Genomic DNA, 26,426 nt, shown 5'->3' with positions numbered 1-26,426 from the left:
GCGCAGCAAGGGCATCCGCTACAGCCGGACGATGGTCAGTGAGATGTCGTCGTTCGTGCCGCCCGCCACGCCGAGGTCGTCCAGGACCGCGTCCGCGATCTGCCGCGGACTCTCGGTGGAGTGGCGTGCCAGGCTCTCGCGCAGGCGATGCAGGCCCGCGTCGATGTCCTCGCCCCGCCGCTCGATCAGCCCGTCCGTGTAGAGCACCAGCGTGTCACCTGACTGGTAGGGATGCCCGGCCTGCGAGCAGGGGACGTGCTGCGGGCGGGCGCCCAGCGGCGGGTCGAGGGCCTGGTCCAGCAGTTCGGAACTGCCGTGGCGGTCGACCAGGACCGGCGGCGGGTGTCCGGAGTTGCTGTAGATGATCAATCCGCTGCTGGGGTCCACCATGGCCTGGGCGGCGGTGGTGTTCAGCGCGCCCTCCATCGAGCGCGCGTAGAGTCCCAGGACCTCGAGGGCGTGGGAGGGCCGCTCCAAGGCCCTGATGGCGGCGTTCAGGACGCTGCGGAGCATGCCCATCACCGCCGCGGCCTCCAGGCCGTGCCCGACGACGTCGCCGACGCCCACGGTGAACCGGTCGCCCGACAGGTCGATCACGTCGTACCAGTCGCCGCAGACGTTCATGTCCTCGATGGCGGGCAGGTACCGCACCGCGATGTCGGAGTGCTTCTCCAGGTCCGGCGTCAGCAGCATGGCCCGCTGCAGGGCGACGGCGATCTCGCGTTCGCGAGTGTTGGCCTCTGACAGTTCCACGTTGAGCCGCTGCAGCTCGCGGGCGCGTTCGAAGACCTCCGCCTCCAGCGCCTGCGCCGCGATGGGCTCCTCGTCCGAGGGGCGGCCGCCGTCGCCGTAGCGTCGGACGAACTCGGTCACATCCGCGGCTCGGATGAGCACCCACTCGATCTCGCCGCCCGGACCGGAGATCGGCGAGTTGATCAGCGCCCACCAGCGTTCTTCGAATGAACCGGGTTCGTCGTCGAGCGGAACGTCGTACCGCTGGAGCGCCATGGTGTGCGGCTGCCCGGTCTCGAAGACCCGGCGCAGTGAGGCGCTGACGTTCTTCTCCCCGTGGACGTCGGGATCTTGATCCGGGAAGACTTCGAAGAGCTGCTTCCCGATCAGGTCGTCGGGCTGCTTTCCGGTGGCCTCCGAGTAAGCGGGATTGACCGCGACGATCTCGAAGTCCTTTGAGACCACGACGCACGGGTTCGGCATCGCCACGAACACCGCTGCGTAATCCGGTTCGTCCATTGCCCCCGGTCCCTTAGCTCCTCGGGATGGTCGTTTCGCCTGCTCAAACCATCGTTTCATGCTCCAGCGCGGTGCGGAGGCGAACGGTGGTGCGCGTGTGCCGGGCGGGAAGCGCGGCGCACGTCGAGGCGAGAGACCTTCGCGTCGCGGGACGACCGAGACCTATCGATCGAAACCCGGCTCGGTGTCGTTCAGGGGATGATCGAGTCGACATACCCGCCGTCCACCCGGACGGCCGCGCCGGTCGTGGCCGAGGCCAGCGGGGAACTCAAGTAGGCGACCAGGTTGGCGATTTCCTCGGGTTCGATGAGCCGGTGCAGGAGCGACTGGGGCCGGTGGCGGCGCATGAACTCGCGCTGCGCCTCGTCCCACGGCAGGTCCTTGTCGACGAGCTGGTAGACGAAGTCCTCGACGCCGCCGGTGTGCGTCGGCCCGGCGATCACCGCGTTCACCGTGACCCCGGTCCCGGCCGAGGCCTTGGCGAAGCCGCGCGAGACGGCGAGGAGCGCGGTCTTGGTGGTGCCGTAGTGGATCATCTCCTCCGGGATGACGACGGCCGAATCGCTCGCGATGTTCAGCACGCGGCCCCAGCGCTGCGCCGTCATGCCCGGCAGGTACGCGCGGATGAGGCGCACCGCCGAGAGGACGTTCACCTCGAAGTAGCGGCGCCACTCGTCGTCCTCGATCGCCAGGGCCGGTTCGGCGCCGAAGATGCCGAGGTTGTTGACGAGGATGTCGACCTGGGGCAGGGCCTCGACGAGGGCGGTGGCGCCGTCCCCTGTGGCGAGGTCGCCCGGGGCGGCGAAGCAGCGGTCGGTGAAGGTCGACTCGTTGAGGCGGGCGACGGTGGCGTCGACGGTCTCGGGTTTGCGGCCGTTGACGCCGACGCGCGCGCCGGCGAGGGCGAGTTTCGCGGCGACGGCCTCGCCGATGCCCTGGGTGGAGCCGGTGACGAGCGCGGTCCTGCCTTCGAGGTCGATCGAGATCATGGGGCCCACCCTAGCGCCGGCCGCGGCGGGGCCGCGCCGGTTCGCCTGGGCCGGGCCGAAGGTCCGACCGTCCAGAATCGCCGTTGCGAAGCGCTTGCCAGCGGGACGAGAGGTTATGTAAATTGATGAAAATAAATGTGAGGGTCATCGATATCCCGACCGTCGCCCCCTCCGAACGAAAGGCACCGCCATGTCCACCACTCCGCCCGCGAGCGCCCCGCCGCGGGCACCCGCGGCCCGCGCGAAGCGCCTGGCGCCGGCCCTCGCGGTCCTCGTCAGCGCCGTGCTCGCCGCGACCGGCATCAGCGTCTGGCACACCCCGAAGGCCGAGGCCTTCGAGGTCGGCACCTGGTACAACCTCCAGTCCCGGCACTCCGGCCTCGTCCTCGGCATCCGCGCGGCCTCGCCCGACAACGGCGCCGAAGCCGTCCAATGGGCCTCCAACGGCTCCTACGACCAGCAGTTCCGCTTCGTCGACTCCGGCAGCGGCTACTACCGTATTCAAGCCCGGCACTCGAATAAGGTCCTCGACGTCGAGAGCGGCTCCACCGCAGACGGCGCGAAAGTGCAGCAGTGGGGCGACGCGAACTCCGCGAACCAGCAGTGGAAGATCACCGAGAGCGGCGGCTACGCCACCTTCGTGAACCGCGCCTCCGGCAAGGCACTCGACGTCTGGGAGTGGTCGACCGCCCAGGGCGGCAGGGTCTCCCAGTACACGGCGACCGGCGCGGTCAACCAGCAGTGGAAGCTCGTCCCGGCCGACGGCTCGGGCCGCCCCGCGCACGTCGACGACCTCGAGGGATTCGGCAACGGCACCACCGGCGGCCAGGGCGGCACCACGGTCACCGTTACGACCCAGGCCGAGTTGGAGCAGTACGCGGCGGCCTCCGGCTCGCACATCATCAAGGTCGCGGGCACGATCGACATCAGCCCCAAAGGCAAGGAGATCAAGGTCGGCTCGAACAAGACGATCATCGGCGTCGGCACCGCCGGCCAGATCGTGGGCGGCGGGTTCTTCCTCGGCACCGGCGTGAACAACGTGATCATCCGGAACCTGACGATCCGCGACACGCTCATGGCCGACGACGACCCCGACGACAAGCTCTACGACTACGACGGCATCCAGATGGACACCGCCTCGAACGTCTGGATCGACCACAACCGCATATACAACATGAACGACGGGATCATCGACTCCCGCAAGGACACCACGAACCTCACGGTCTCCTGGAACGATCTCGGCCCGGGCAACAAGGCCTTCGGCATCGGCTGGACCGAGAACGTCACCGCCCGGATGACCATCCACCACAACTGGATCCACGGCACCAACCAGCGCAACCCCAGCACCGACAACGTCGCCTACGCGCACCTGTACAACAACTACCTGCAGGACGTCACCGGCTACGGCAATTACGCCCGCGGCGCCACGAAGATGGTCCTCGAGAACTCCTACTTCGACAACGTCGACAACCCGTTCTACCCCGACTCGACGGCGCAGCTCCGCCAGAGCGGCAGCATCCTCGTCGACTGCACGGGCGACCGCATCACCAACGGCGCGGCCTTCGATCCGTCTGGTTTCTACAGCTACACCCTCGACGCCGCGAGCGCGGTGCCGGGCCTTCTCGACACCTATGCCGGACCCCAGTCCTGGCTCGGGGTCTAGCAAAAAAGAGCGCCCCTGGCGGCGCCGGGATCCCGGCCGCCAGGGGCGCACCGCTCAGCGGGGGACGAGCCGCCGCAACTGGGTCACATGCCCCGGCTCCAGCTCCTCGAGGGACGCGACGCCGAGGAGCCGCATCGTCCGCTCGACCTCCTCCTTGAGGATCGCGATCGTGCGGTCCACCCCGTCGCGGCCGCCCGCCATGAGCCCGTACAGGTACGCCCGGCCGATCATCGTGAACCGCGCGCCCAGCGCGATCGACGCGACGACGTCCGCGCCGGACATGATGCCCGTGTCCACGTGCACCTCGGTGTCCTTGCCGACCTCCCGCACGACCTCCGGCAGCAGGTGGAACGGGATCGGGGCCCGGTCGAGCTGGCGACCGCCGTGGTTCGAGAGCGTGATGCCGTCGACGCCCATGTCCGCCAAGCGCTTCGCGTCCGCGACGGTCTGGACGCCCTTGACCACGAGCTTCCCGGACCACTGCTCCTTGATCCAGGCCAGGTCCTCGTAGTCCACCGTGGGGTCGAACATCGTGTTGAGCAGGTCGGCCACCGTCCCCGACCAGCGGCTCAACGACGCGAACGACAGCGGCTCGGTCGTGAGCATGTCGAACCACCAGTTCGGGTGCCGCGCCATGTCGAAGAACGTCTTCGCGGTGAGCTCCGGCGGGATCGCGAACCCGTTCCGCTTGTCCCGCAGCCGCGCGCCCGCCACCGGCACGTCCACTGTGACCAGCAGCGTGTCGAACCCGGCCGCGGCCGCCCGGTCGACCAGGGCCATCGACCGGTCCCGGTCCTTCCACATGTACAGCTGGAACCAGTTGCGGCCGTTCGCACCCCCGGCCTCGGCCACGTCCTCGATCGGCGTGGTGCCCATCGTGGACAGCGCGAACGGAATCCCCGCGGCGGCCGCCGCGCCGGCGCCCGCGCGCTCGCCCTCGGTGTGCATCATCCGCGTGAACCCGGTGGGCGCGATGCCGAACGGCAGCTCGGAGCGGCGTCCGAGCACGTCCCAGCCCGTGTCGAGCTGCGAGACGTCGCGCAGGATCGCCGGATGGAACTCGATGTCCTTGAACGCCTGCCGCGCCCGCGCCAAGGACAGCTCGGCCTCGGCCGCGCCCTCCGTGTAGTCGAACGCGGCGCGCGGCGTGCGACGCTTCGCGATGAGGCGCAGGTCCTCGATCGTGAGCGCGGCGCGCAACCGCCGCCGCTTCGCGTTGAAGTCGGGCTTCTTGAACCGCACCAGCGGAAGGAGATCCTTGGGGCGCGGGAACTGTCGCTTGGTCATATTCGGGCCTATCGAATCGTTGAATCGATTCATTACGATGATCGAGCGTGAGCGTACCCCACCGACCGCCCCGGCGCCAGGCCTCGCCTCCGGCGCGCGGAGCCCGCGCGCCGGAGGCGGTCATGGTCAGTTCCGGAGCCAGACCGTGGTCTCGCCCGGCAGCTCGCCGTTCAGCGGACCGCTCGACAGCAGCACCTCCCCGGCAGGCAGCGGCACGGCATTCGGGCCGAAGTTCGCCACGGCCTCCCAGCCGTTCGCCCGCCGCAGGTGCAGCACCTGCGGTTCCGAAGGCACCCATGTCAGGGTCTCCTCGGTCTGGAGCGTGCGGCGCAGCGCGAGGGCCTCGCGGTACAGGTTGAGCGTCGAGCCCGGGTCGTCCGACTGCGCCTCGACCGAGGCCGCGCCGAACCACTCCGGTTGCGGCAGATGCGCTCCGGCGTCGCCGAAGCCGTACGAGCCGCCGTCCTCGGTCCACGGGATCGGCACGCGGCAGCCGTCGCGGCCCACGTCCACGCCGGGGCTGCGGAAGAACGTCGGGTCCTGCCGCGCCTCGTCCGGGATCGCCGCGACCTCGCCCAGGCCGAGTTCCTCGCCCTGGTAGAGGTACGCGCTGCCCGGCAGCGCGAGCATGAGCAGCGTCGCCGCCCGCGCCCGGCGCAGCCCGGCCGCCGTGTCCACCACCGGGTCGGTCCCGCCCGAGAGCAGCCACTTGCGGTTGTAGTGGCGCGGCCGGTCCCCGTTGGGCGGCAAGCCGTACCGGGTCGCGTGGCGCACCACGTCATGGTTGGAGAACACCCAGGTCGTCGAGGAGCCCGAGGCCCCGGCCTGGTCGAGGTTGTCGACGATGATCCGGCGGTACGCCTCGGGGTCGAAGTCCGCTTCGAGCAGGTCGAAGTTGAACGCCTGCCCGAGCCCGGCGGCGCTGGCGTAGCGGGCGCGGCGCGAGGGCGGGTTGACCCAGGCCTCGGCGACGGCGATGCGCGGCGGGTCGTATTCGTTGAAGACCTCGCGCCAGCCGGCGTAGATGTCGTGCACCTCGTCGCGGTCCCACAGCAGGTGGGTGCCCGTGGCGGTGTCCATCGCGGCGAGCTCGGCCTCCGAGGGCAGGTCCTCGGGGAGGTGCTTGGCGAGGGCGTGCGCGACGTCGACGCGGAAGCCGTCCACGCCCCGATCGGACCAGAACCGCAGCGTCTTCAGGAAGTCGGCGCGCACTTCCTCGTTGTGCCAGTTGAAGTCCGGCTGTTCGGGCGCGAACAGGTGGAGGTACCACTGGCCGTCGCCCACCGGGTCCCAGGCGGGCCCGCCGAACATGCACTTCCAGTCGGCGGGCGGCAGTTCGCCGTTCTCGCCGAGGCCGTCGCGGAAGACGTACCGGTCGCGTTCAGGCGAGCCCTTCGGGGAGGCGAGCGCCTGCTTGAACCACTCGTGCTGGTCGGAGGAGTGGTTGGGGACGATGTCGACGATGAGCTTGATGCCGGCCTCGTGGAGGGCGGCGACCATGGCGTCGAAGTCCGCGAGGGTCCCGAGGCGCGGGTCGACGTCGCGGTAGTCGGCGACGTCGTAGCCGCCGTCGGCCAGCTCGGACGGGTAGAACGGGCTGAGCCACACGGCGTCCACACCGAGGCGCGCGAGGTAGTCGACGCGGGAGGTGATGCCGGGGAGGTCGCCGATGCCGTCGCCGTTCGCGTCGGCGAAGCTGCGCGGGTAGATCTGGTAGACGGTGGCCTGGCGCCACCAGTCGGCGTCGAGACGCTGGGGCGGCGTGGAGCCGGTCGTGCTGGTGAGCAGTTCGGTCATTGAACTGGAGCCCTTCGAACTTTGATACGGTGATTAAATCTAATTTCAAAATCTAATCGCTCCTGCCATACTGGGGCACCGAGAGCCGAGGTGTCAAGAGCATTGCCCGAACCAGACGAGAAGACCGCGTTCTCGCAGAAGCGCGCGAACGCCGCCGCCGTGCTCGACTACGCCTGGGGCACAACGGCGTTCACCGCCAGCGACGCCATCGCCGCGACCGGCCTGACCCGCTCCACCGTCATCGCCCTGTGCGACGAGCTGGTCGAGCGCGGCTGGCTCCGTGAGCTCCCCAACGCCCGCGCCGCGGGGGAGTACCGCAAGGGCCGCCCCGCCCGCCGCTACGAGCTGCGCGCGAGCGCCGGCGCGGTCGTGGGCGTGGACGCCGGCCAGCACTGCATCACCGCCACCGTCGCCGACCTTCGCGGCAATGCCTTGGGCCGCACCTACACCGAGATCGACCCGGACGGCCGCGCCGACGCGGAGCGCGTCCAGACCGCCGACGCGACGATCGCCAAGGCCCTCGAACTCGCGGGCGTCCCCAAGGACTCGGTCCTGTGCGTCGCCGTCGGCGTGCCCGCCCCCACCGACCTCGACGGCAACTCGCCCGAAGGCGAGTACGAGTACTGGAGCCGCATGAACCCCGGCTACGCGGCCCATTTCCGCGAGCACGGGCTCCTCACCGAGATCGAGAACGACGCCAATCTCGCGGCCCTCGCCGAAGGCGCCCTCGGCGCGGGCGTCGGCGTCTCCTCCTACATCGCGCTCATGGCCGGCGAGCGGTTCGGCGCCGGCTACGTCGTGGACGGCCACCTCGTGCGCGGCAAACGCGGCGCCGCAGGCGAACTGCGGCTCCTCTCGCTCGTCGAGGGCGTCGGCTCCACCCACGGCATCGGCGCCCTCCTGCGTCAATGGGCGCTCGAACTCCGCGCCTCCGGCACAGTAGACACTGAGAGTCCGATCATGAAGGCCCCCAAAGCGAGGCTCGGGGCCGAAGTCGTCCTCAACGCCGCCGCCGACGGCGATCGGGCCGCGCTGGCCCTCGTCGACCGCATGGCCGAACGCCTCGCCCGCATCTGCGCGGTCCTCGCCGGCCTCCTCGACGTCGAGCGCATCATCGTCTCCGGCGCCGTCGCCCCCTCCCTCGACCTGCTGCTGCCGCGCACCGCCGCCCGCCTCGACGACCTCACCCACCCGCCCGCCCCCGAACTCGTGGCCTCCCCCTTCGACGGCGGCGTGGTCAGCATCGGCGCGGTCGTCCGGGCCCTCGAGATCGTGCGCACCAACGCGAGCACCCTCGGACCCGCCCCAATACGGGAACAAACTATTCCGTTCTGATATGCTGGACTCGCATCGCCCACGAGACGAAAGCGAGACCGCCATGACCGCCACACCCGCACCGATCCCCGAGGGCTACGGCACGGTCACCCCGTGGATCATCACGAGCGACACCGCCCGCGTCATCGCGTTCATCGAGGACGCCTTCGACGGCGAAGAGCTCGGCCGCGTCGAAGGCCCCGTGCCCGGCAGGATCGGCCACGCCGAAGTCCGCATCGGCACCTCGATCGTGATGCTCTTCGACAGCCCGTTCACCGTCGACACCCCGGCGATGCTGCGCCTCTACACCGAGGACGCCGAGGCGCAGCTCGAACGCGCCGTCAAGGCCGGCGCCACCGTGGTGACCCCCGTGACCGACGTCCAGGCCTGGGGTGACCGCGTGGCACGCCTCCGCGACCCGCTCGGCAACCTCTGGTGGCTCCAGGAGCGCGTGGAGGACCCGAGCCCCGAGGAGGCCATGCGCCGCATGGGAGAACCGCGGTACCTCAAGGCCATGGAGCAGACCCAGATCATGGACGCGCCCGGCCTGGTCTTACCGGCGGCTCCGCCTGGCCGGACCGAGGCCGGAGGGCGCCCCTCCGGCCTCGGCCCCTCGCTCACTCCGCCCGGATGTCGTCCACGTACACCGTGCCCGTCGCTGTCGTCCCGCCGTAGCCGAGGTACAGGTTGAACGCCGAGACCTCGGCGAGGTGCGCCGCGTCGAGCAGCTCGCCCGCGTGGCCCGTGTCCCAAGGCGCGGGCTTGAACTCGCTGAACGGGGCCGCCACTTCGGCTCCGGCCGTGTTCGACAGGCCGGTGTTGTACTCGAAGTACGCGCCCTTCGCCACGACCTGGATCGTCGCGCCGTTCGTGGAGCCGTCGCCCTTGAGCCACAGCTTCAACGCGCTGAACGCCGTCCAGTCCGCTCCCACCGACTTCCCGATCCCCGTGTACCCGGCGCCCGCGAAGTCGTACGAGTACGCCAGACCGTAAGCGCCCGAAGTCCTGTGCTCCGCCGAGAGCGTCGTGGTGTTGGCGTTGACGTGGCTGTACGCCTCGCTCAGCGTCAGGTCGTCCCCGGCGTACCCCTCGAAGTCGTCGATCCACCCGGCCGGCAGCGGCTCGACCTCGCCGAGGAACACCAGCGCCGAGTCCGTGTACGTCTTCGTGCCCGCCTTGGCGCTCACCGCCACCGTCACCGTCCGGTTGTCCAACCAGGACGGGTCGATGGCCCACGTGCCCGAGTAGAACCCGGCCGAGTCCCGCGTCAGCGTCACGGGCGCGCCGCCGTTGATCGAGTACGTCGCCTTCCGCGAGGTCGCGCCGGTGAGGCGCATCCGGATCGTCGTCTCGGCGGTCGTGATGCGCTGGCGGTCGGTGGGGGTCACGAGGTGCAGGAAGGGCGCGCTCGGCACGGCGGCGGTGCTCGCGTCGAGCACGCCGTCGAGGTCGGAGGCGAAGAGCGAGTACGGGTCCTCGTAGTAGGCCACGAAGTCCGGTTCCATCGCGTGGCCGGGGAACGGCACGTACGCGCGGTTGTTCCCGCCGAAGTTCGCCCAGGTCAGCATGTGCGAGACGCGGCTCGCGGCGGGATCGGCCTTGAGCGCGCCGAGCAGGTCGCTGAACCAGTTCAGGTTCCGGCCCTCGTCCCCGGACTCGCCGAACTCGGTGAACGCGGGCACCTTGCCGCGCTCGTCGGCGAGGCCGACGACCATCGCGAGGTCCTTCATCGTGCCGGACAGCCACTCCGCCGAGCCGGCCGAGTTGTCGTAGGCGTCGTAGCCGAGGATGTCCACGAACTCGTCGCCCGGGTAGGTCTTCATGTAGTTCGTGGGGTCGCCGCCGAAGCCCGAGTTGGGGGAGTACGAGTACAGGAGGTTGTGCACCTTCTTGGTGTCCCGCAAGTACTCCACGGTGTAGCGGAAGATCTCGATGAACTCCGCGGAGGTGCAGTGCCCGGCGCCCCACCAGAACCAGCCGCCGGTGTTCTCGTGGAAGGGGCGGAACACGACCGGGACGAGGCTGCCGTCGGATCGCTTGGCGCCCTTGACGGCCGCCGCGATCCGGTCGAGGAATCCGTTGAAGTCGGCGTGCTTCGGGCCGCCGGGGAGGATCTGGCCGACGACGCGACCGGCCGTGTCCCAGAAGTTCCCGCCGGTCACGAAGTTGTACATGTGCGCGCTGAGCACGTTGATCCCGCCGAGCGCGTCGGACTTCTCCAAGGCCCAGGTGAGCGCTTCGATGTTCTCCTCGACGGTGCCGCCGTACACGCCGGGCTTCTGGAACCCGTCGAGGATCAGTGTGTCCCAGCCGAACACGGCCGGGTAGTCGCCGGTGACGGCCTCCACATCCGAGGTCGTCTCGGTGAACTCGGTGAAGGTGAAGCCGTCGGTGAGGGTGTGCTCGTGGCCGAAGAGGATGCCCCGGCCCTGCTGGTCGCGCATGTACTGGAACAGCGCGCGTGTCTCGCGGGTGGCGCAGTCGTCGACGATCTTGACGCGGGTGCGCGCGGTCGTCGCGGCGCCGGCGGCGAGCGGCATGCTGGCGGCCGCGACGGCGGCGGCGCCCAGGGTGATCACGGCGCGGCGGGGCGCGCGGAATGCGGAGAAAGGCACTTGCGTCTCCTTTGGAACGAAGGGCCCTCGCGGGAGGGGGTTGGATCCGGTGTATGGCTTGACCTGGGGTTTCGGATGCTGAATCGGTTAAGCCGACCACAGGATATCCATTGGGGTTCATCGATGTCAACGGCTCGGACGCGGCTGCATCGGTTCGGGCGGAGGGCGTCCGAGGACTGAAGCGGCGCCGCACGGTTTCCCGTGCGGCGCCCGGTCCCTCACGACAGGAAGCTCCCGTAAGGGCCGTTGCGGATGCCGTTCTTCTGCTGGGTGTTGAAGTGGCAGTTCGGGTACGAGTAGAACGACGCCGACATCGGGGTGCCGTCCGTGAAGGTGGAGTCGGGCAGGCCGAGCGCGTGGCCCATCTCGTGGACCATGCCGCCGTACCAGCGGTTCATGTCCCCGCCGAGCTCGGCCGCGCCGTCCGCGTCGTGGCCGGACAGGATCGCCCAGCCGCCGCCACCGCCCCCGCCGGAGACGCCCTCCTTCTCGGCGCTGATCTCGCCGATGTTGATCCAGCGGCTGTCGGGCGCGTTCAGGCCGAGGCGGCGCATCAGCTCCTGCTGCATGTTGAACACCACCCACCAGTACTCCTCGCCTCCGTTGGGGGTGTTCTCGTACCAGGCGGCGTCGTGTTCGCCCGCAACGACTTCCACGACCGGGTCGTTGAGTCTGAAGGTGACGCCCAGCTCCTGCCGGTAGTAGCGCTGGGTCTCGCGCATGACGTTCGCGATCCCGTCCGGGTACCGCTGGTCGAACGGCACGTCCGTGGGGCGCAGCCAGTAGACGCGGACGGTCCCGGTGGGCGGCGCGGCGCTCGCGCCCTCGGCGAACGCGAGGGAGCCGAGCGCCCCGACCGCCGGTGCGGCGACGGCGCCGAGCAGCGCGGCGCGGCGTGAGAACCGCGAGTTCGGTTGCTGGTCTTGCATTGCATACCTCCGGTGTCGCAGGTAAGGCCGGTCATCGCCCGAAACATTCCGAAAAGGTTTTCGGGCGACTTTTCGTCATACTATGGCGCACACCGAATCCGGTCAATGCATAGATAGCCGTCTATGGTTTCTGAAACCTCAGAGGCCGGGCCTCCGGCTCGGGAACCCGTGCGCCCGCGCGCCGACGATCACGATCAGCACCGGCACCATCAATGCCAGTACGCCCCAAGGGAACGAGCCCGCCCCGAACGCGCCCAGCATGATCCCGCCGAGCGCCCCGCCTCCGGCCATCGACGTGTTCCAGGTGGTCACGAGGAGCGCCTGCGCGCGATCGCCGCCCGCGTCGTTGCCCGCCGTCTGCATCACCGTGGGCACCCCGCCCCAGCCGAGCCCCCACAGGACGACCGCCAGGAACAGCATGACCGGGTTCGACGCGAACACCGTCAGCATCCCGGCCGCGACCAGGAACAGGACCGCACCGCCGATCGTGAGCACCCGCAGCCGCCGGTCCACCAGCGCCCCGGTGACCACGATGCTCACCACCGAGGCGATCCCGAACACCAGCAGCACCGCCTCGCGCCGCCCGTCCATCCCGTTGGCGTTCAGGAACGGCGCGATGTACGTGTACAGGATGTTGTGCGCGAGGATGTACGCGGCCACACTGAACAGCACCGCGATCACGCCCGGCAGCCGCAGCGCCCCGAGGATCGACTCCCGCTCGCCGCGGGCCTGGCCGGGGAACTCCGGCACCGCCGCGCGGATCCAGACCATGAGCAGCGCCGAGACGCCCGCCATGAGCCCGAACGTCATCCGCCACCCGAACAGGTCGCCTAGGAAGGCGCCCAACGGGATCCCGAGCGAGAGCGCGAGCGGCACGCCCGCCATCGTCAGGGCGATCGCCCGCCCCTGCAGGCGCGGCGGCGCGAGCCTGCGGGCGTACCCGACCAGCTCGGCCCACACGACCGCCGCCGCCACGCCCGCCGCGAGCCGGAAGCCCATCGTCAGCAGGTACGAGGACGAGAGGGCGGTGACCGCGTTCGCGACCGCGAACAGCGCGACCGCGGCGAGCATGAGCCGCCGCCGGGGCCAGGCCGCGGTGGCCATCACGACCGGGATCGCGGAGAGGCCGGTCGCGAGCGCGTACACGGTGAGGGTCTGCCCGGCGGCGGACTCGCTCACGGACATCCCGGCCGCCATCTCGGGCAGGACCCCGGCGGGCAGCGCCTCGGTCAGGATCGCCATGAACGCGGCCGTGGTCAGCGCCAGCAGCGGCCAGAGCGGGAGTCGTTCCCGCGCAACAGGTGTCGTCTGATCGGGAATACGATCGGCATGCGTTGTGGTCATACTCTGTACCCTCCGACCTTCACACCTATGTGAGGGTCAAGCCACGACTGAGTGAGGTGCGACATATGCGGATCGGCGAGCTGTCCGAGCGGACCGGGATCTCGCGGCGGATGCTGCGCTACTACGAGGAGACGGGGATGCTCATCCCCGACCGCTGCGCCAACGGCTACCGCAACTACGGCGAAGGCAGCGTCGACAAGGCCCTCCAGATCCGGGGCCTCCTCGAGACCGGCATGCCCACGCGGGTCGTCAAGCAGGTGCTGCCGTGCCTCAAGCAGCTCGGGGCCATCCACGACTTCGACGCCACCCCCGAGACCCTCCACCTCCTCGAACGCGAACTCGACGGCATGTCCGAGCGCATCGCGATCATGTCCCGCAACCGGGACGCCATCGCCCGCTACCTCGCCGCCGTGCACTCCGCGCAGGCGCGCGAGCCGCAGGGCGCGAACGCCTGAGGCCCGCTCCGCGCCTGACGGGGATCACTGGATCGGCCGACTCGGCGACCCGCCCGCGCGGCTTGTGTCAGGCTTCGCATGGGCGGGTACACCGCCCCACTGATCCCGACCGTGGAGGCACCAGCAGCATGAGCGTCGTCGTCATCGGAAGCGCGAACCTCGACCTCGTCTACGAGGTCGAGCGCATCCCCGTGCCGGGCGAGACGGTGCTCTCGCGCGGCCTCGCCTCCTTCCCCGGCGGCAAGGGCAACAACCAGGCGATCGCCGCCGCCCGCGCCGGGGCCGAGACCCGCTTCATCGCCGCGCTCGGCCGTGACGAGGCGGCGGACGCGCTGGCCGCGCAGGTCCGGGACGCGGGGATCACGCTGCTCGACCGCCGCGTGGACGACCCGACCGGGACGGCCCTGATCTTCGTGGACCGCAAGGGCGAGAACTCGATCGTGGTGAACTCGGGCGCGAACGCGGCGCTCGTGGACCTCACCGAGGCCGAGCTCGCCGAGATCGCCGAGGCCGACGTCATGGTGGTGCAGTTGGAGACGCCGCTGCCGACGGTCACGGCCGCGATCCGGGCCGCACGGGCCGCGGACACGGTCGTGGTGCTCAACGCCGCGCCGAGCGGGGCGTTCCCCGTGGAGCTGCTGGGCGAGGTGGACATCCTCATCGTGAACGAGCACGAGGCGGCGGAGCTCGCGGGCGAGCCGGCGGGGACGGGCGAGCGGTCGCTGATGTCGGTCCTCACCTCGCACGGCTGCGACGTGGTCATCACCCTCGGCTCCGACGGAGCGTTCGTGGGCGGCCACGGCACCCAGCCGGTGAAGGTCGCGGCGTTCCCGGTCGAGGTCAAGGACACCACCGGCGCGGGGGACGTGTTCGTGGGCGCGTTCGCGGCTTCACTGGACCGCACGCACGACGAGCGCTCGCTTGTGGAGGCGACCGAGTTCGCGACGGCCGCTTCGGCGATCGCGGTGCAGCGCAAGGGCGCAGGACCGTCGATTCCGACGCTCAAGGAGATCAAGCACCTCCTGGCATCCTGATTTCGGGCCGTTCGGCGGCGGCTTCGGCCATGATGGAAGGAGCAATCGGCATCGGAGGCTCACCATGATCGGATTCATCGTCGCAGGGCTCATCATCGGCGCGCTCGCGCGCCTCATCAAGCCCGGCAAGCAGAACCTCGGCATCTTCGCCACCCTCCTGCTCGGCCTGGTCGGTTCGGTGATCGGCGGGACGATCGCGAACCTGCTCGGCACGGGCGACATCTTCGAGCTGAACGTCATCGGCTTCATCGTGGCCGTGATCGTCTCGGTCCTCCTCGTCGGCGTGGCCGAGACCCTGGTGGGACGCAGGAAGTCCGCTTGACCCGCGCAGAGGGCCCCGCACGCGTCCGCGTGCGGGGCCTTTCGTTGTGCCGGGCGATGCGGCAATGTCGAGAGGTGACTTGAAATCGATTTCAGGATTGGGTTAGGGTTCGGACCGTTGACGACATCGCGGCTGCCTCGCCGCCGCGCTCCCGACGCACGGAAAAGGGTTATCGTGGCCGAACAGTTCTCCTGGGGCAGTGGACGTCTCGAGTTCGCATTCGCGTGGGACGCCGACTCGCCGGTGCGCGTCGTCGGCCTCACCCGCGGCGGGACCGCGATCCCGGTCCACGCCGTGCCCCTCGTCGAGATCACGACCGCCGGGACCGGCAACAGCCCTGGCGCGGACCGCATCTCGCACACCCAGCTCGGCCTGGCCCTCCGCTACGCCTCCCACACCGAGGCCCGCGACGGCGCCGTGCGCACGCTCGCGATCCGCCAGACCGCGCCCGGCGTCGAAGCCGTCATCACCCTGGAGCTCTTCGACGCCGCCGAATCAGCGGTCCGCTCCCGCGTCGAAGTGCGCGCCACCGAGGACCAGACCCTCGTCCTCCGCTCCGTCGCCTCCTGGAACGCCGGGTTCACCCGGCCCGGCACCGTCGACGAGGACAACCTCGCCGGCTGGCACCGCGTCCAAGGCGTGAGCGACTGGTTCGGCGAAGGCCGCTGGTCCCGCACTCCCTTGCGCGGCATCGACTTCCCGCGCCTCTCGACCCAGTTCGCCCACAGCACTCACGACCCGCGCGGCTACTACTCGATCACCTCGGACGGCACCTGGTCCACCGGCCGCCACCTGCCCGTGGCGGGCCTCGAGGCCGACGATCTCGCCTTCGCCTGGCAGATCGAGCACAACGGCGCCTGGCGCTGGGAGCTCGGCGAAGACCTCCACGGCGGCTACTTCGCCCTCTCCGGCCCGACCGACATGGACTCGTCCTGGACCCGCGTCCTGCGCCCCGGCGAGGCCTTCGCCAGCGTCCCCGCCACAGTTGCCCTGGGGCGCGACTTCACCGAGGCGATCGCGGCCCTCACCGACTTCCGCCGCGCCGCGCGCCGCCCCCACCCCGACAACGCCGCGATGCCCGTCGTCTTCAACGACTACATGAACACCCTCCTCGGCGACCCCACCACCGAGAAACTCCTGCCGCTCATCACGACCGCCGCCGAAGTGGGCGCCGAGATCTTCTGCATCGACGCCGGCTGGTACGACGACGGCGGCGACTGGTGGCCCAGCGTGGGGGAGTGGCAGCCCTCCACCACCCGCTTCCCCGGCGGCCTCGGTGAAGTCATCGACGCCATCCGCGACGCCGGCATGGTCCCCGGCCTCTGGGTCGAACCCGAGGTCGTCGGGGTCCTCAGCCCCATGGCCCACAAGCTCCCGGACGAGGCGTTCCTCCAGCGCCACGGCCAGCGCCTCGTCGAGCACCACCGCTACCACCTCGACCTGCGCCACCCGGCCGCGATCGCCCACCTCGACGGCGTCGTCGACCGCCTCGTGAACGACTTCGGCGTCGGCTTCTTCAAGTTCGACTACAACGTCAACCCCGGCCCGGGCACGGACCTTGACGCGGACAGCGTGGGCGACGGCCTCCTCGGCCACAACCGCGCCCACCTCGCCTGGCTCGACGGCGTCCTCGACCGCCACCCCGGCCTCGTGATCGAGAACTGCTCCTCCGGCGCGATGCGCATGGACTTCGCCGTCCTCTCCCGCCTCGCCATGCAGTCCACTTCGGACCAGCAGGAGTTCACGAAGTACCCGCCGATCGCCGCCGCCGCGCCGATCTCGCTCCTGCCCGAGCAGGCCGCGAGTTGGGCCTACCCCCAACCCGAGATGAACGCCGAGGAAGTCGCGTTCTGCCTCGTCACCGGCCTCCTCGGCCGCTTCTACGTCTCCGGCCACCTCAACCGCATGACGCCCGAGCAGCGCGCCACCGTCGCCGAAGCCGTCGCCACCGCCAAGACCCTCCGCGGCGACATCGCCTCCGGTCACCCCTACTGGCCCAACGGACTCCCCGACTGGACCCAGCCCTGGGTCGCCCTCGGCCTCCGCGGCCCGAGCGACGACCTCCTCTCCGTATGGCGCCGAGGCGAACCCGCCTCCACCGAACTCCGCCTCCCGCACCTCGCCGGCCGCGACCTCACCGTCACCACCGTCTTCCCGACCGGCCTCCCCGAATGGAAGACCGACTGGGACAAGCAGACCGGCACCCTCACCGTGCAGGCCGGGGACGCCGAGACCGCCGCCCGAACCCTGCGACTGCGGTACTGAGCCCTCACTCCGCAAGGGAGCGATGCGATGATGAGCGCGAGCAGCGCGGCCGAGTAGTTGAGGAGAGCGGTGGGCAAGGCGGGGAGGAACCCGACGATCTCGGACGTCGCCGAACTGGCGGGCGTCTCGGTCCCGACGGTCTCCCGCGTGCTCACCGGCGCCGTGAAGGTGAGCCCGGCGAAGCGCGCGCTCGTCGAGGCCGCCATCGCGGAGCTCAACTACCGGCCGAGCGCCGCCGCCCGCGTCCTCGTCTCGCGCAAGTCCCGGACGATCGCCGTCATCGCGGGCAACACCTCGCGGTACGGCTATGCGGAGACCATCCGCGGCATCGAGATCGCGGCCCGCGCCGAGGGCTACACCGTCATGATCGCCGTCGTCGAGAGCGCCGACGACGAGGAGGTGGACCGCGCGGTGTCCGCGGTCCAGACGCAGACCCTCGCCGGGATCGTCGTCCTCAAGTTCGACCCGCCCGGGGCCGCCGCGCTCCGCAAGCTGGGCGCGGACGTGCCCCGCGTCGCGCTCTCGGGCACCCGCGAAACCGGTGTGCCCCAAGCGGTCCTGGACGAGGCGGCCGCCGCCGAAGAGCTCACCGAATACCTCCTCGGCCTCGGCCACCGCACCGTCCACCACGTCCGCGTCCCGCCCTCGCGCCGCGTCGACGGCCGCACCAGCGGCTGGAGACGCGCGCTCCGCAAGGCCGACGCCCCGGTCCCGCCCGTCCACGACGCCACCTGGGAGCCGCTGAGCGGCGTCCCGATCGGCCGCGCGCTGGCCGCCGACCCCGAAGTGACGGCCGTGTTCTGCGGCAACGACGAGATCGCCATGGGCGTCATGCGCGGCATCGTCGAAGCGGGACGCCGCGTCCCCGAGGACATCTCGGTCGCCGGCTTCGACGACCACCCGTTGGCCGAACTCTGGAGCCCGCCGCTCACGACAGTCGCGCAGGACTTCGCCGCCCTCGGCACCCGCGGCTTCCAACTGCTCCTCGAGTCGATGAACGACGAAGGCGCCGGCCGCTACTCGTCGGAGCGCCCGAAGATCGTCTACCGCGCGAGCACCGCCGCACCCGGGCGCTGACCCTTCTTCAACCAATCGGTTGACAACGATCCGGCCGCGGTCTATCGTTGTATTCAACCAACTAGTTGAGGACGATTCGTGGGCGACACGCAACTGCTCGACCGGGCCTTCGCCGCACTCGCCGACCCGACCCGCCGCGACCTCGTCGCGCGCCTGGCCGTCGCGGACGCCACGGTGGGCGAACTCGCCGAGCCCTACGACGTGAGCTTCCAGGCGATCTCCAAGCACGTCAAAGTGCTCGAAGAAGCCGGACTCGTGACCCGCAGCAGAGACGCCCAGCGGCGGCCCGTCCACCTGAACGCGGAGGCATTGGACCTCATGACCGGATGGATCGAGCGGTACCGCCGCGAAGTCGAAGCACGCTACCGCCGCCTCGACGACCTCCTGGCCCGCGCGGCCGGGGACGACGAGGACCGGCGACCCGACAAGGAGCAGGCATCATGACCAAGCACGAAACCGAGATCGCCGCGGACGACAAGGTTCCGACGATCGAGATCGTCCGCGAGTTCGACGCGACGCCCGACCGGGTGTTCCAGGCCCACGTCGATCCCGACCTGTACGCCCAGTGGACCGGGCCGCGTTCCGCCGATACGAGGATCACCCGCTGGGACGCCCGCACGGGCGGCGAATGGGCCTTCACCGGCGAGAGCGACGGCGGCTCCTTCGCGTTCTTTGGGAGCTTCCATGAAGTCCGCGAGAACGAGCGGATCGTCTGGACCTTCACCTACGAGGGGGCGCCCGACGACGTCTACCTCGAGACGATGACCTTCGAACCGCTCGAAGGCGGCCGCACCCGGCTGCGATCGCTGAGCCTGGTCCAGGACTTCGAGACCCGCGACGACATGCTCAAGAGCATGGACATCGGTGTCGTCGAGGGCTACCAGAAACTGGACGAACTGCTCGCGACGCGGGAAGCGGCGTAACGCGATGGGGGAGAACGAAACGCACGTGCTTGACGACCCCGCCGGGCGGCACGCCCGCGACGCCGCCCGCTTCACCGCCCTGGTCGAGTCCGCGAGCGCGCGCGACTGGTCGCGGCCGAGCCCGGTCCCGGCCTGGACCGCGCTCGACGTCGTCAAGCACCTCATCGAATGGCCCCGCGACTTCCTCAAAGGCGCCGGCGTCGAACTCGACCCGCTCGACATCGACACCGACCCGGCCGCCGCCTGGAAACGCCACGTCGCCGACGTTCAAGCGATCGTGGATGATCCCGCCGGGCGCGTCCTCAGCAACCCCAACACCGGCGACAAGCCCGTGGACGAGGCGATCGACCAGTTCTACACCGTGGACATCTGGGCGCACTCCTGGGACCTCGCGAAGGCTCTCGGCCGCGTACCCGACCTCGGCGAGGAACGCTGCCGCGCCGCAGTTGAGGCGATGGCGCCGATCGAGCGGATACTCCGCGACAGCGGCCAGTTCGGCCCGGCCGTGCCGGTCGCCGCCGACGCCTCCGCACAGGACCGGTTCGCGGCCTTCATCGGCCGCGATCCCGCGTGGCGGCCCGAGGGCTGACCAGCAGGCGGGGAGCGACCGTGGCCGCTGCCGGCCGGGCGGCGGGGCCCGTCGGAGCGGTGGCGGTCAGGCGGGCGGGATCGCGTTGAGGCCCTTGCGGGTGAGGAAGTCGCGGATGAGCGCGGCGATCTCGTCGAGGTTCGTCTCCAGCGCCCAGTGGCCGCCGTCGAGGAGATGGAACTCGGCGTCGGGGAGGTCGCGGAGGTACGCACGCGCCGAGGCCTCGGGCATGTAGCCGTCCTGCGGGCCCCAGGCGATCAGCGTCGGCGGCCGGTGTTCGCGGAGGTAGGCCTGGTAACGCGGGAACCATTCGAGGTTGTCGCGCAGCCCTTCCATGAGGCCGACCATGATCGCCCGCCGCTCTGGAGTGCGCAGTTGCGTCCAGGCGAGGGTCCAGAGGTCGGGTGGTATCAGTTCCGTGAGTTCCTTCCGCACGTCGTTCAGGAACTCCTCCCGGAAGCCCGCCTCGCTCACCGCGTCTTCCAGCGCGGCGCGGCCCCCCGGCGTCGGGCGCTCCCAGTATTCGCGCAGCCCTTGGTATTTCGGCCCGAGCGCGTCCTCGTAGACGTCCCCGTTCTGGATGATGAGCGCGGCGACCCGCTGCGGCTCGGCGATCGCGGCGCGCAGCCCGATCTGGGAGCCGTAGTCGTGCAGGTAGAGCGCGTACCGATCGAGGCCGAGCCGATCCGCGAACCGCAGCAGGAACTCGGCGTAACCGTCGAAGGTGCACTGTTCGAGTGCCGGCGTGCCGCTGTAGCCGAACCCGGGGAAGTCGGGCGCGACCGTGCGCCACCGGTCGGCCAAGGCGGGCATCAGGTTGCGGTACTGGTACGAGGAGCACGGGTAGCCGTGGGGGAGGAGGACGACCGGGGCGTCCGGCGGCCCGGCCTCCCGGTAGAAGATCTCCAGGTCGCCCAGGTCGAGGCGCTGATGCCGCACACTGCTGTCCGCCAGCCCGTTCGGGGCGGTTCGTCCGGTTTCGATGGCCGTCTCCTTCACGTCTCGGCGGGCGCCGGCGGACCCGGCCCACCAGGGCTTACCGGGTCGGGGCCCGCCTAAACCCGTCGCGGTTGCGAGGCTCGGCCGGCCCCACTCTGCCGAAGCGGCCCTGACTCCGGTGATCTACCGCGCTGGCCCCGGTCAGCGAATCGCCTCCCCTGACTCGGCAAGCCTCTCAAGAACCTCTGCCACCGGCCCGAGGCTCACCATCCCGCTCCCCGCCCCGGCCAGCTCGCCCGCCGCCGGGCGGAGCGCCTCCTCGACCTTCGCCTGCATCGCTTTGTCGCCCAGCGCAACCGCGGCCCGGCCCGTGAGCGCCCACATCGCTTCCATCATCAAGTCACCCGGAGGCTCAGGCGCACCCCGCAACGCCGCCGCCGCTTCGGACACTCGACCGGTCTCCACAAACAGCACCGGCTGCACCCACGGCCGGTAAGGGCCCCAATCAATGTCGCCCTCGAACCGCACCGCCGCCCCGCGCTCCAACCGCAGACACAGCAACGCCAACGGCAGCAAGCCCCGCCGCACCCCGGGCATCCCCGCCCCCTCCAACCGCGCATCCGCAGCCACGTACGCCGCCTCCACCACCTCGATCGGCGTGCCGTGCACCGCCGACCGCATGGCCCGGTACCAGTCCGTGAACACCCCCGTCAGCGGCCGCTCATGCCGCTCGGCCAGCGCGTCCGCGGCCGCCGCGTGCTCGTCCGCACCCGCGAAGTCCCCCAACGCACTCCGTGCCTGCATTCGCACCAGATGCCCGAGAATCCCATACGCGGGCAAGCGATGCCGCGTCGCGACCTCCACCAGCTCGGCCCCGACCCGATCGCGTTCCGACGCGAGTCCCGCCCGCCCGAACGACTGCATGAAGACCCCGTTGAGCGCGAACGCCAGCAGCGCCGGATCGCCCAGCCCGCGCGCCAACCGCTCCGCCTCGGCCGCAGCCTCCGCCGGACGCGGACCCCTCGCGCCCCGCGATTCGACCGCGATCACCGACAGCAGCCGGGCCCGGTCGACCTCGTGCGCGTCGGCACCCAACCGCGCCAACGCATGTTCGGCCGCCGCCACGATCCGCGCCGACCGCGCCGGATCGTCCGAACGCGTCCAGATCGCGGGCACGTCGTACCCGCCGATCACCCGGGCAGCGAGCTCCGGGTCGTCCAGCCGCTCGGCCGCTGCCACGGTCGCAGCCCGCTGCTCCTGCGCCGTCCCGAGACCCGCGCCGCCCGTCAGCGCGAGGCTGCGCAGCAGCCCGACCGTCGACTCCAAGCGCTCCGCGGACTGCGGCCCCACGCTCTGGTCGTACGCCGCCGCCGTCGCGGCCCAAACCCGTTCGGCGCCTTCGACACCAGGATCGGCCTGACGCAGCAGGTCCGTCTCCAGCCGCCGCAATCGCACGTTCGGTTCCACGCCGTGCCGCTCGTCCAGCAGCGACCGCGCCCGCCGCAGCACCGCGAGCGCGTCGGCCTGCCGCCCGGACCGGTACAGGCCCAATGCGAGCAGCCGCCACGCCTCCTCCCGCCACGGATGCTCGGCCACCAGCGCGTCCAGGTCCGGCACCGCCTCACCCGGCCGCCCCAGCTCCAGCAGCGCCTCGGCCCGCCGCTCGACCGCGTCCAGCCGCAACTGCTCCAGCCGCGAACGCTCCGCGCCCGCCCAAGCCTCGTCGAAGTCCGCGAACGCCGGACCCCGCCACTCCCCAAGGGCCCCATCGAGAAGCGCCAGCGCCCGATGCGCCGACACCGAGGCCGCCTCGCCCACCGCGGCCTCGAACCGCCACGCGTCCACCGCCTCCGGCCCGACCCGCAGCGCATACCCCGGGCCCTCGGTCACCAGCACCCGCGCGGCCGAACGCGGCCGCCGTTCCGGCTCAAGCGCCCGCCGCAGGGCCGCCACGAACGTGCGCACCGCGCCCACCGCACCCGCGGGCGGCTCCGCCCACAGGTCGTCCACGAGCCGGTCCACCGGCACGACCCGCCCGCGCGCGACCACCAGCCGCGCCAGCACCGCCCGGTGCCGCGGCCCCCTGAGATCCAGCTCAGACCCGGCATCGTCCCAGGCCAGCACCGGTCCGAGCACCCCGATTCGCACGCGCAAGCGCACCTCCAATCCCGTGCCAAACTATCGCGCTCATCCAACGCTCATCGGCGACTCGCAGACTCGACGAGACCCACCGAACCAGAAGGAGCGGCCATGAACCTCGCGATACCGGGCTTCGACTACCAGCGGATCACCGTCGACGGCGACATCGCGCTCAACACCGCCGTCGGCGGCGAGGGCGACCCGATCGTCCTCCTGCACGGCTTCCCGCAGACCCACCTCATGTGGCGCCACGTCGCGGCCGACCTCGCCGCCGACCACACCGTGATCGTCCCGGACCTGCGCGGCTACGGCGCGAGCGACAAGCCCGCCGCGAGCGGACCCGACACGTACTCCAAGCGCACCATGGCCGCTGACATCGTGGCTCTCGCCGAACGCCTCGGCCACAGCCGCTTCGCGCTGGCCGGGCACGACCGCGGCGCGCTCGTCGGGGTCCGCGCGGGGCTCGACCACCCGGACAGGGTCTCGCATCTGGCGATCCTGGACGTGTTGCCGACGCTCGACACGTGGGCGGTCCTGCACGGGGCCGACGCGGCGGTGGCGTTCCACCTCTACCTGATGGCCCAGCCGCCCGGGCTGCCCGAGCGGATGATCGCTGCGAGCGCGGACGAGTTCTTCGGGTTCTTCCTCGACGCCTGGACGAAGGACGCGGCGGCCATCCCGGGCCCGGTGCGCGCGGAGTACCTGCGGGCCTCGCGCGAGGCCGTGGCCTCGATCGTCGCCGACTGCCGGGCAACGGCGGGCATCGACATCGAGCACGACAAGGCCGACCGGGCGAACGGCGTGCGGCTGCGGATGCCGGTCACGGTCGTTCAGCAGGACTGGGGTGCCGCCCTCGGCTACGACGCCGCCGCGGTCTGGCGGGCCTGGGCCCCCGACCTCGACCACCGGCTCACGAATGCGGGCCACTTCATGGCCGAGGAGGACCCGGCCATGGTCGGCAAGGCCCTGCGGGACCTCATAGTGCGCTAGCACGAGGAGGACCCGGCCATGATCGACACGCCCGGGGGCCCCCCCTCCGCCCCCCCCCAACCCGGGGGGGCCCCCCCCCCGGCCCCCCCCCCCCCTTCAGCGTCCCGCCGGGACCGGAACGGCAAGGCGCGCCGGAAGACCCGGTGCGCCCCTCCGTCTTGCAATGCAACGCTGTTCGAGGCACGCGCAGCACAAGCGGGCCGTGCCTTCTCCCGCCCGCTTCGGCGTGCCGGTCACCCGCGAACCGGACGCGCCTCTCGATCACGTTCTGAGACAACGGCATTACGTCATCGATATGCAACTGTGATGTTCCTCGGTCGCGTCTCCCAAGTCGAGTGGGTCATTCGATCCACGGCATGCGAGCCAAGAGGAGTCAAGATGCGGAAACGACACGCCATCGGGGCGGCGGTGACGGCGACTGCGGTCGCCGTCGCAGTCGTCACCGGCGGGCTGATCGCCAACGCCGAGACGAACACGACGCCCACGCCCAGCACCGCGGCCGATGAGGCCGGCATCACGACCCCGACCGTCGTGCTCCCCACTGGGGACGCCGTGACCGTCTTCGGCGACGGCACGATGGGCGTGAACCCGGCCCCCGGCCGCGAGGACATCGGGTTCGTCTCGATGTATGAGCCCGGAGCCGGCAATGAGCGGCTGGTCATCCCGCGCGACATGGTCGACGAGATCGAAGCGGGACAAGAGGACCCGCGCCGGTACAACATCACGGCGCTCGCCGCTGCGGGCCACCGCGACGCCGCCGCCGTCCCGGAGTCCGAACTCGACTCCTTCGCCGGCCTCCCCCCGGCCCCTGCCGCACCAGACGGCGCGCGGCAGGAGACGCAGACGCTCACCGTCACCCTCAAAGACCGCTCCGGCAAAGCACCGCAGAACGACTGGGTCATTTGGATCGACCTGAAGGACCCCGAGCACTGGGACCGACTCGAATTCGACGAGAACGGCGTCGGCACCGTCGAACTCGAGCCCGGGGAATACGCCCTGCAGCACTCGATGTGGAACGAGGCCACGGACACCGAACGCGGCGAGGTCGTCGCCGGACTCAGCACGGTGACCGTGGGCAAGGAACCCGCCGCGCTCGACATCGACGCCGCGGCGGCGATACCGCTGACCATCGAGGTCGAACAGGACGACGCCGCGTTCAACCGCGGCATCCTCTCCCTCAACGCCTCCGGCAAGGAGAACTCGATCGGCACCGGCGACTTCATCGGCGCGAACGACGACGTGTACGTGATGCCGGAACCGGACCTGCCGGGACACGAACTCGGGTTCATCTACCAGGCAGTGCTCACCAGTCCCGACGACGCCGCGGACCCGTACCAGTACAACCTCGTCTTCCACGAGAACGGCTCGTTCCCCGACGAAGGCGAGTTCAAGCCCTCCGAAGACGACCTGGCCGCCGAGGAGACGACGTTCAACTCGCTCGGCGTCGACCTCCAAGGCTTCACGTGCGACTACGGCGACACCGACCCGCAGCTCGGACCGGGCCTGTGCGCCATGATGCCGACGGCCTTCCCCTCGGCGCGGACGGTCTACTACACCGCCGACAACGCGATCGAGTGGACCGGCTTCCAGGAGGCCGGCGTGTACGTCGATGACGTCCAACTGGTCGACGGCTTCTACGACGCGAAGGACCTGGGCTCGCTGGAGCCCGGCGAGGCCGAGCGCACTGTCGCGCACGGCCCGTTCGCGGCCGGCCCCGCCCGCTCGATCCTCTACTCCTATGAGGGCACTCCGTACCTGTACGCGGCCACCAGGCCCGCCTACAGCGGCAATGCCGAAGACCTGACGCTCGTCGGCCACAGCGCCCGCGCCGTCCTGAGCACCGACGACCAGAAGGTCGGCGTGCTCGAGGGCATCGACCCGTGGGGCGGCTACGAGTTCGACTTCACCGGCTTCGATGAGGGCCGGTACACGCTCGAGGTCGACTCGACCAAGAGCACTGACACCGCGCTGGTCGGCACGGCCGCGACGCAGACCTGGAACTTCGACCTCGACCCCGCCGAAGCGGTCGAGGGCGGCGCGGCGCTGGCCCTTCCCGTCGTGCTCATGCGCGCCGAAGGCGTCGAAGGCGGTTTCGCCGAGTGCGGGGACGATCTGGACGTGACGCTCGACCTGGTGGTCGACGAGGACGCTCCGAAGGTCACCGCGGAGGAGATGACGTTGGAGGTCTCGTTCGACGACGGTAAGACCTGGGAGGCCGTCGCGATCGACCGTGAAGGCAACACCGCCACCGCCACGATCGAGCACCCGGACGACGCCGAGTACGTCTCGGTGCGCATGACCGCCGTGGACGACGCGGGCACAGAGGTCACCCACACGACGATCCGCTCCTACGGACTCCGGTAGGGACACAAGTCGAGCCGGGACTGCGCCGGTCCCGGCTCGCCTTCGGCCGCCAGGGCGACCAGTCGATCCGGTCGTTCGGGAACGCCGATACGGCCGCGTCGGCGGCGCTCCGCGATCAACGTTCCCGCCGTCCCTCACCG

22 protein-coding genes are annotated in these 26,426 nt (G+C 70.6%); 13 read left to right on the top strand and 9 right to left on the bottom strand.

Annotated features, from left to right (window positions below; genetic code table 11):
- Window positions 1-18: 18 nt before the first annotated feature.
- Both O2L01_RS02240 and O2L01_RS02235 read right to left on the bottom strand, forming a co-directional pair.
- Window positions 19-1,251, bottom strand: a complete 1,233-nt coding sequence (locus O2L01_RS02240; RefSeq protein WP_270120051.1) for a SpoIIE family protein phosphatase — start codon at window positions 1,249-1,251, stop codon at window positions 19-21.
- A gap of 191 nt (window positions 1,252-1,442) precedes the next feature.
- Window positions 1,443-2,237, bottom strand: coding sequence for an SDR family NAD(P)-dependent oxidoreductase (locus O2L01_RS02235; RefSeq protein WP_344468971.1), 795 nt, complete (start codon window positions 2,235-2,237; stop codon window positions 1,443-1,445).
- Between the two features lie 193 nt (window positions 2,238-2,430).
- Here O2L01_RS02235 and O2L01_RS02230 point away from each other — a divergent pair, with 193 nt between their 5' ends.
- Window positions 2,431-3,903 carry an RICIN domain-containing protein gene (locus tag O2L01_RS02230; RefSeq protein WP_270120046.1) on the top strand — a complete coding sequence of 491 codons (1,473 nt, stop codon included), beginning with the start codon at window positions 2,431-2,433 and terminating at the stop codon, window positions 3,901-3,903.
- 54 nt (window positions 3,904-3,957) lie between these two features.
- Here O2L01_RS02230 and O2L01_RS02225 read toward each other — a convergent pair whose 3' ends face one another.
- On the bottom strand, window positions 3,958-5,190 hold the full coding sequence (locus O2L01_RS02225; RefSeq protein ID WP_270120044.1) for an alpha-hydroxy acid oxidase: 1,233 nt from the start codon (window positions 5,188-5,190) through the stop codon (window positions 3,958-3,960).
- A 126-nt stretch (window positions 5,191-5,316) separates the two neighbouring features.
- Window positions 5,317-6,987, bottom strand: coding sequence for a glycoside hydrolase family 13 protein (locus O2L01_RS02220; protein WP_270120043.1), 1,671 nt, complete (start codon window positions 6,985-6,987; stop codon window positions 5,317-5,319).
- A gap of 102 nt (window positions 6,988-7,089) precedes the next feature.
- On the opposite strand from O2L01_RS02220, the gene O2L01_RS02215 reads away from it, so the two are divergent.
- Both O2L01_RS02215 and O2L01_RS02210 read left to right on the top strand, forming a co-directional pair.
- Window positions 7,090-8,322 carry an ROK family protein gene (locus tag O2L01_RS02215; protein ID WP_270120041.1) on the top strand — a complete coding sequence of 411 codons (1,233 nt, stop codon included), beginning with the start codon at window positions 7,090-7,092 and terminating at the stop codon, window positions 8,320-8,322.
- A 43-nt stretch (window positions 8,323-8,365) separates the two neighbouring features.
- On the top strand, window positions 8,366-8,992 hold the full coding sequence (locus O2L01_RS02210) for a VOC family protein (protein WP_270120039.1): 627 nt from the start codon (window positions 8,366-8,368) through the stop codon (window positions 8,990-8,992).
- On the opposite strand, the gene O2L01_RS02205 is transcribed toward O2L01_RS02210, so the two are convergent.
- The 3 genes from O2L01_RS02205 to O2L01_RS02195 all read right to left on the bottom strand — a co-directional run bounded on the left by O2L01_RS02205 (window position 8,919) and on the right by O2L01_RS02195 (window position 13,189).
- Window positions 8,919-10,916: a glycosyl hydrolase gene (locus tag O2L01_RS02205; protein WP_270120038.1), complete on the bottom strand. Its 1,998-nt coding sequence runs from the start codon at window positions 10,914-10,916 to the stop codon at window positions 8,919-8,921. The genes O2L01_RS02210 and O2L01_RS02205 overlap by 74 nt on opposite strands.
- Before the next feature lie 218 nt (window positions 10,917-11,134).
- The gene (locus tag O2L01_RS02200; protein WP_270120036.1) at window positions 11,135-11,845 is read right to left on the bottom strand and encodes a hypothetical protein; all 711 of its coding nucleotides are present in this window, start codon (window positions 11,843-11,845) and stop codon (window positions 11,135-11,137) included.
- A 138-nt stretch (window positions 11,846-11,983) separates the two neighbouring features.
- Window positions 11,984-13,189 (bottom strand): MFS transporter, encoded by a 1,206-nt coding sequence (locus O2L01_RS02195; RefSeq protein ID WP_270120034.1) that lies wholly within the window; start codon window positions 13,187-13,189, stop codon window positions 11,984-11,986.
- Window positions 13,190-13,254: 65 nt separating this feature from the next.
- On the opposite strand from O2L01_RS02195, the gene O2L01_RS02190 reads away from it, so the two are divergent.
- The 8 genes from O2L01_RS02190 (at window position 13,255) to O2L01_RS02155 (ending at window position 19,854) form a co-directional block, all read left to right on the top strand.
- Entirely contained in the window at window positions 13,255-13,644 is a 390-nt protein-coding gene (locus tag O2L01_RS02190) for a MerR family transcriptional regulator (RefSeq protein ID WP_270120032.1), read from the top strand.
- 128 nt (window positions 13,645-13,772) lie between these two features.
- Window positions 13,773-14,678, top strand: coding sequence for a ribokinase (locus tag O2L01_RS02185; RefSeq protein ID WP_270120029.1), 906 nt, complete (start codon window positions 13,773-13,775; stop codon window positions 14,676-14,678).
- A 64-nt stretch (window positions 14,679-14,742) separates the two neighbouring features.
- Entirely contained in the window at window positions 14,743-15,000 is a 258-nt protein-coding gene (locus O2L01_RS02180; RefSeq protein ID WP_270120027.1) for a GlsB/YeaQ/YmgE family stress response membrane protein, read from the top strand.
- Window positions 15,001-15,174: 174 nt separating this feature from the next.
- Window positions 15,175-17,265, top strand: a complete 2,091-nt coding sequence (locus O2L01_RS02175; protein WP_270120025.1) for a glycoside hydrolase family 36 protein — start codon at window positions 15,175-15,177, stop codon at window positions 17,263-17,265.
- A 69-nt stretch (window positions 17,266-17,334) separates the two neighbouring features.
- Window positions 17,335-18,342, top strand: coding sequence for a LacI family DNA-binding transcriptional regulator (locus O2L01_RS02170; RefSeq protein WP_270120024.1), 1,008 nt, complete (start codon window positions 17,335-17,337; stop codon window positions 18,340-18,342).
- A 78-nt stretch (window positions 18,343-18,420) separates the two neighbouring features.
- Window positions 18,421-18,786 (top strand): ArsR/SmtB family transcription factor, encoded by a 366-nt coding sequence (locus O2L01_RS02165; RefSeq protein ID WP_270120023.1) that lies wholly within the window; start codon window positions 18,421-18,423, stop codon window positions 18,784-18,786.
- Window positions 18,783-19,265: an SRPBCC domain-containing protein gene (locus O2L01_RS02160; RefSeq protein WP_270120021.1), complete on the top strand. Its 483-nt coding sequence runs from the start codon at window positions 18,783-18,785 to the stop codon at window positions 19,263-19,265. Before O2L01_RS02165 ends, O2L01_RS02160 begins: the two co-directional genes overlap by 4 nt.
- 4 nt (window positions 19,266-19,269) lie before the next feature.
- Complete coding sequence (locus O2L01_RS02155; RefSeq protein WP_344468919.1) at window positions 19,270-19,854, top strand: maleylpyruvate isomerase family mycothiol-dependent enzyme; 585 nt, start codon at window positions 19,270-19,272, stop codon at window positions 19,852-19,854.
- A 66-nt stretch (window positions 19,855-19,920) separates the two neighbouring features.
- Here the strand turns inward: O2L01_RS02155 and O2L01_RS02150 are convergent, their stop codons facing one another.
- Window positions 19,921-20,793 (bottom strand): alpha/beta fold hydrolase, encoded by an 873-nt coding sequence (locus O2L01_RS02150; protein ID WP_270120018.1) that lies wholly within the window; start codon window positions 20,791-20,793, stop codon window positions 19,921-19,923.
- Window positions 20,794-20,994: 201 nt separating this feature from the next.
- Complete coding sequence (locus tag O2L01_RS02145) at window positions 20,995-22,947, bottom strand: AfsR/SARP family transcriptional regulator (RefSeq protein WP_344468917.1); 1,953 nt, start codon at window positions 22,945-22,947, stop codon at window positions 20,995-20,997.
- A gap of 96 nt (window positions 22,948-23,043) precedes the next feature.
- Here O2L01_RS02145 and O2L01_RS02140 point away from each other — a divergent pair, with 96 nt between their 5' ends.
- Entirely contained in the window at window positions 23,044-23,922 is an 879-nt protein-coding gene (locus O2L01_RS02140; protein WP_270120016.1) for an alpha/beta fold hydrolase, read from the top strand.
- 378 nt (window positions 23,923-24,300) lie between these two features.
- Complete coding sequence (locus O2L01_RS02135; protein WP_270120013.1) at window positions 24,301-26,286, top strand: hypothetical protein; 1,986 nt, start codon at window positions 24,301-24,303, stop codon at window positions 26,284-26,286.
- Window positions 26,287-26,426: the final 140 nt, after the last annotated feature.

It is taken from the genome of Glycomyces lechevalierae (assembly GCF_027622945.1).
GTDB lineage: Bacteria > Actinomycetota > Actinomycetes > Mycobacteriales > Micromonosporaceae > Glycomyces > Glycomyces rutgersensis.
The sequence above is the reverse complement of the archived record's forward strand: the minus strand, read 5'-3'. Positions and strand labels throughout refer to the sequence as shown.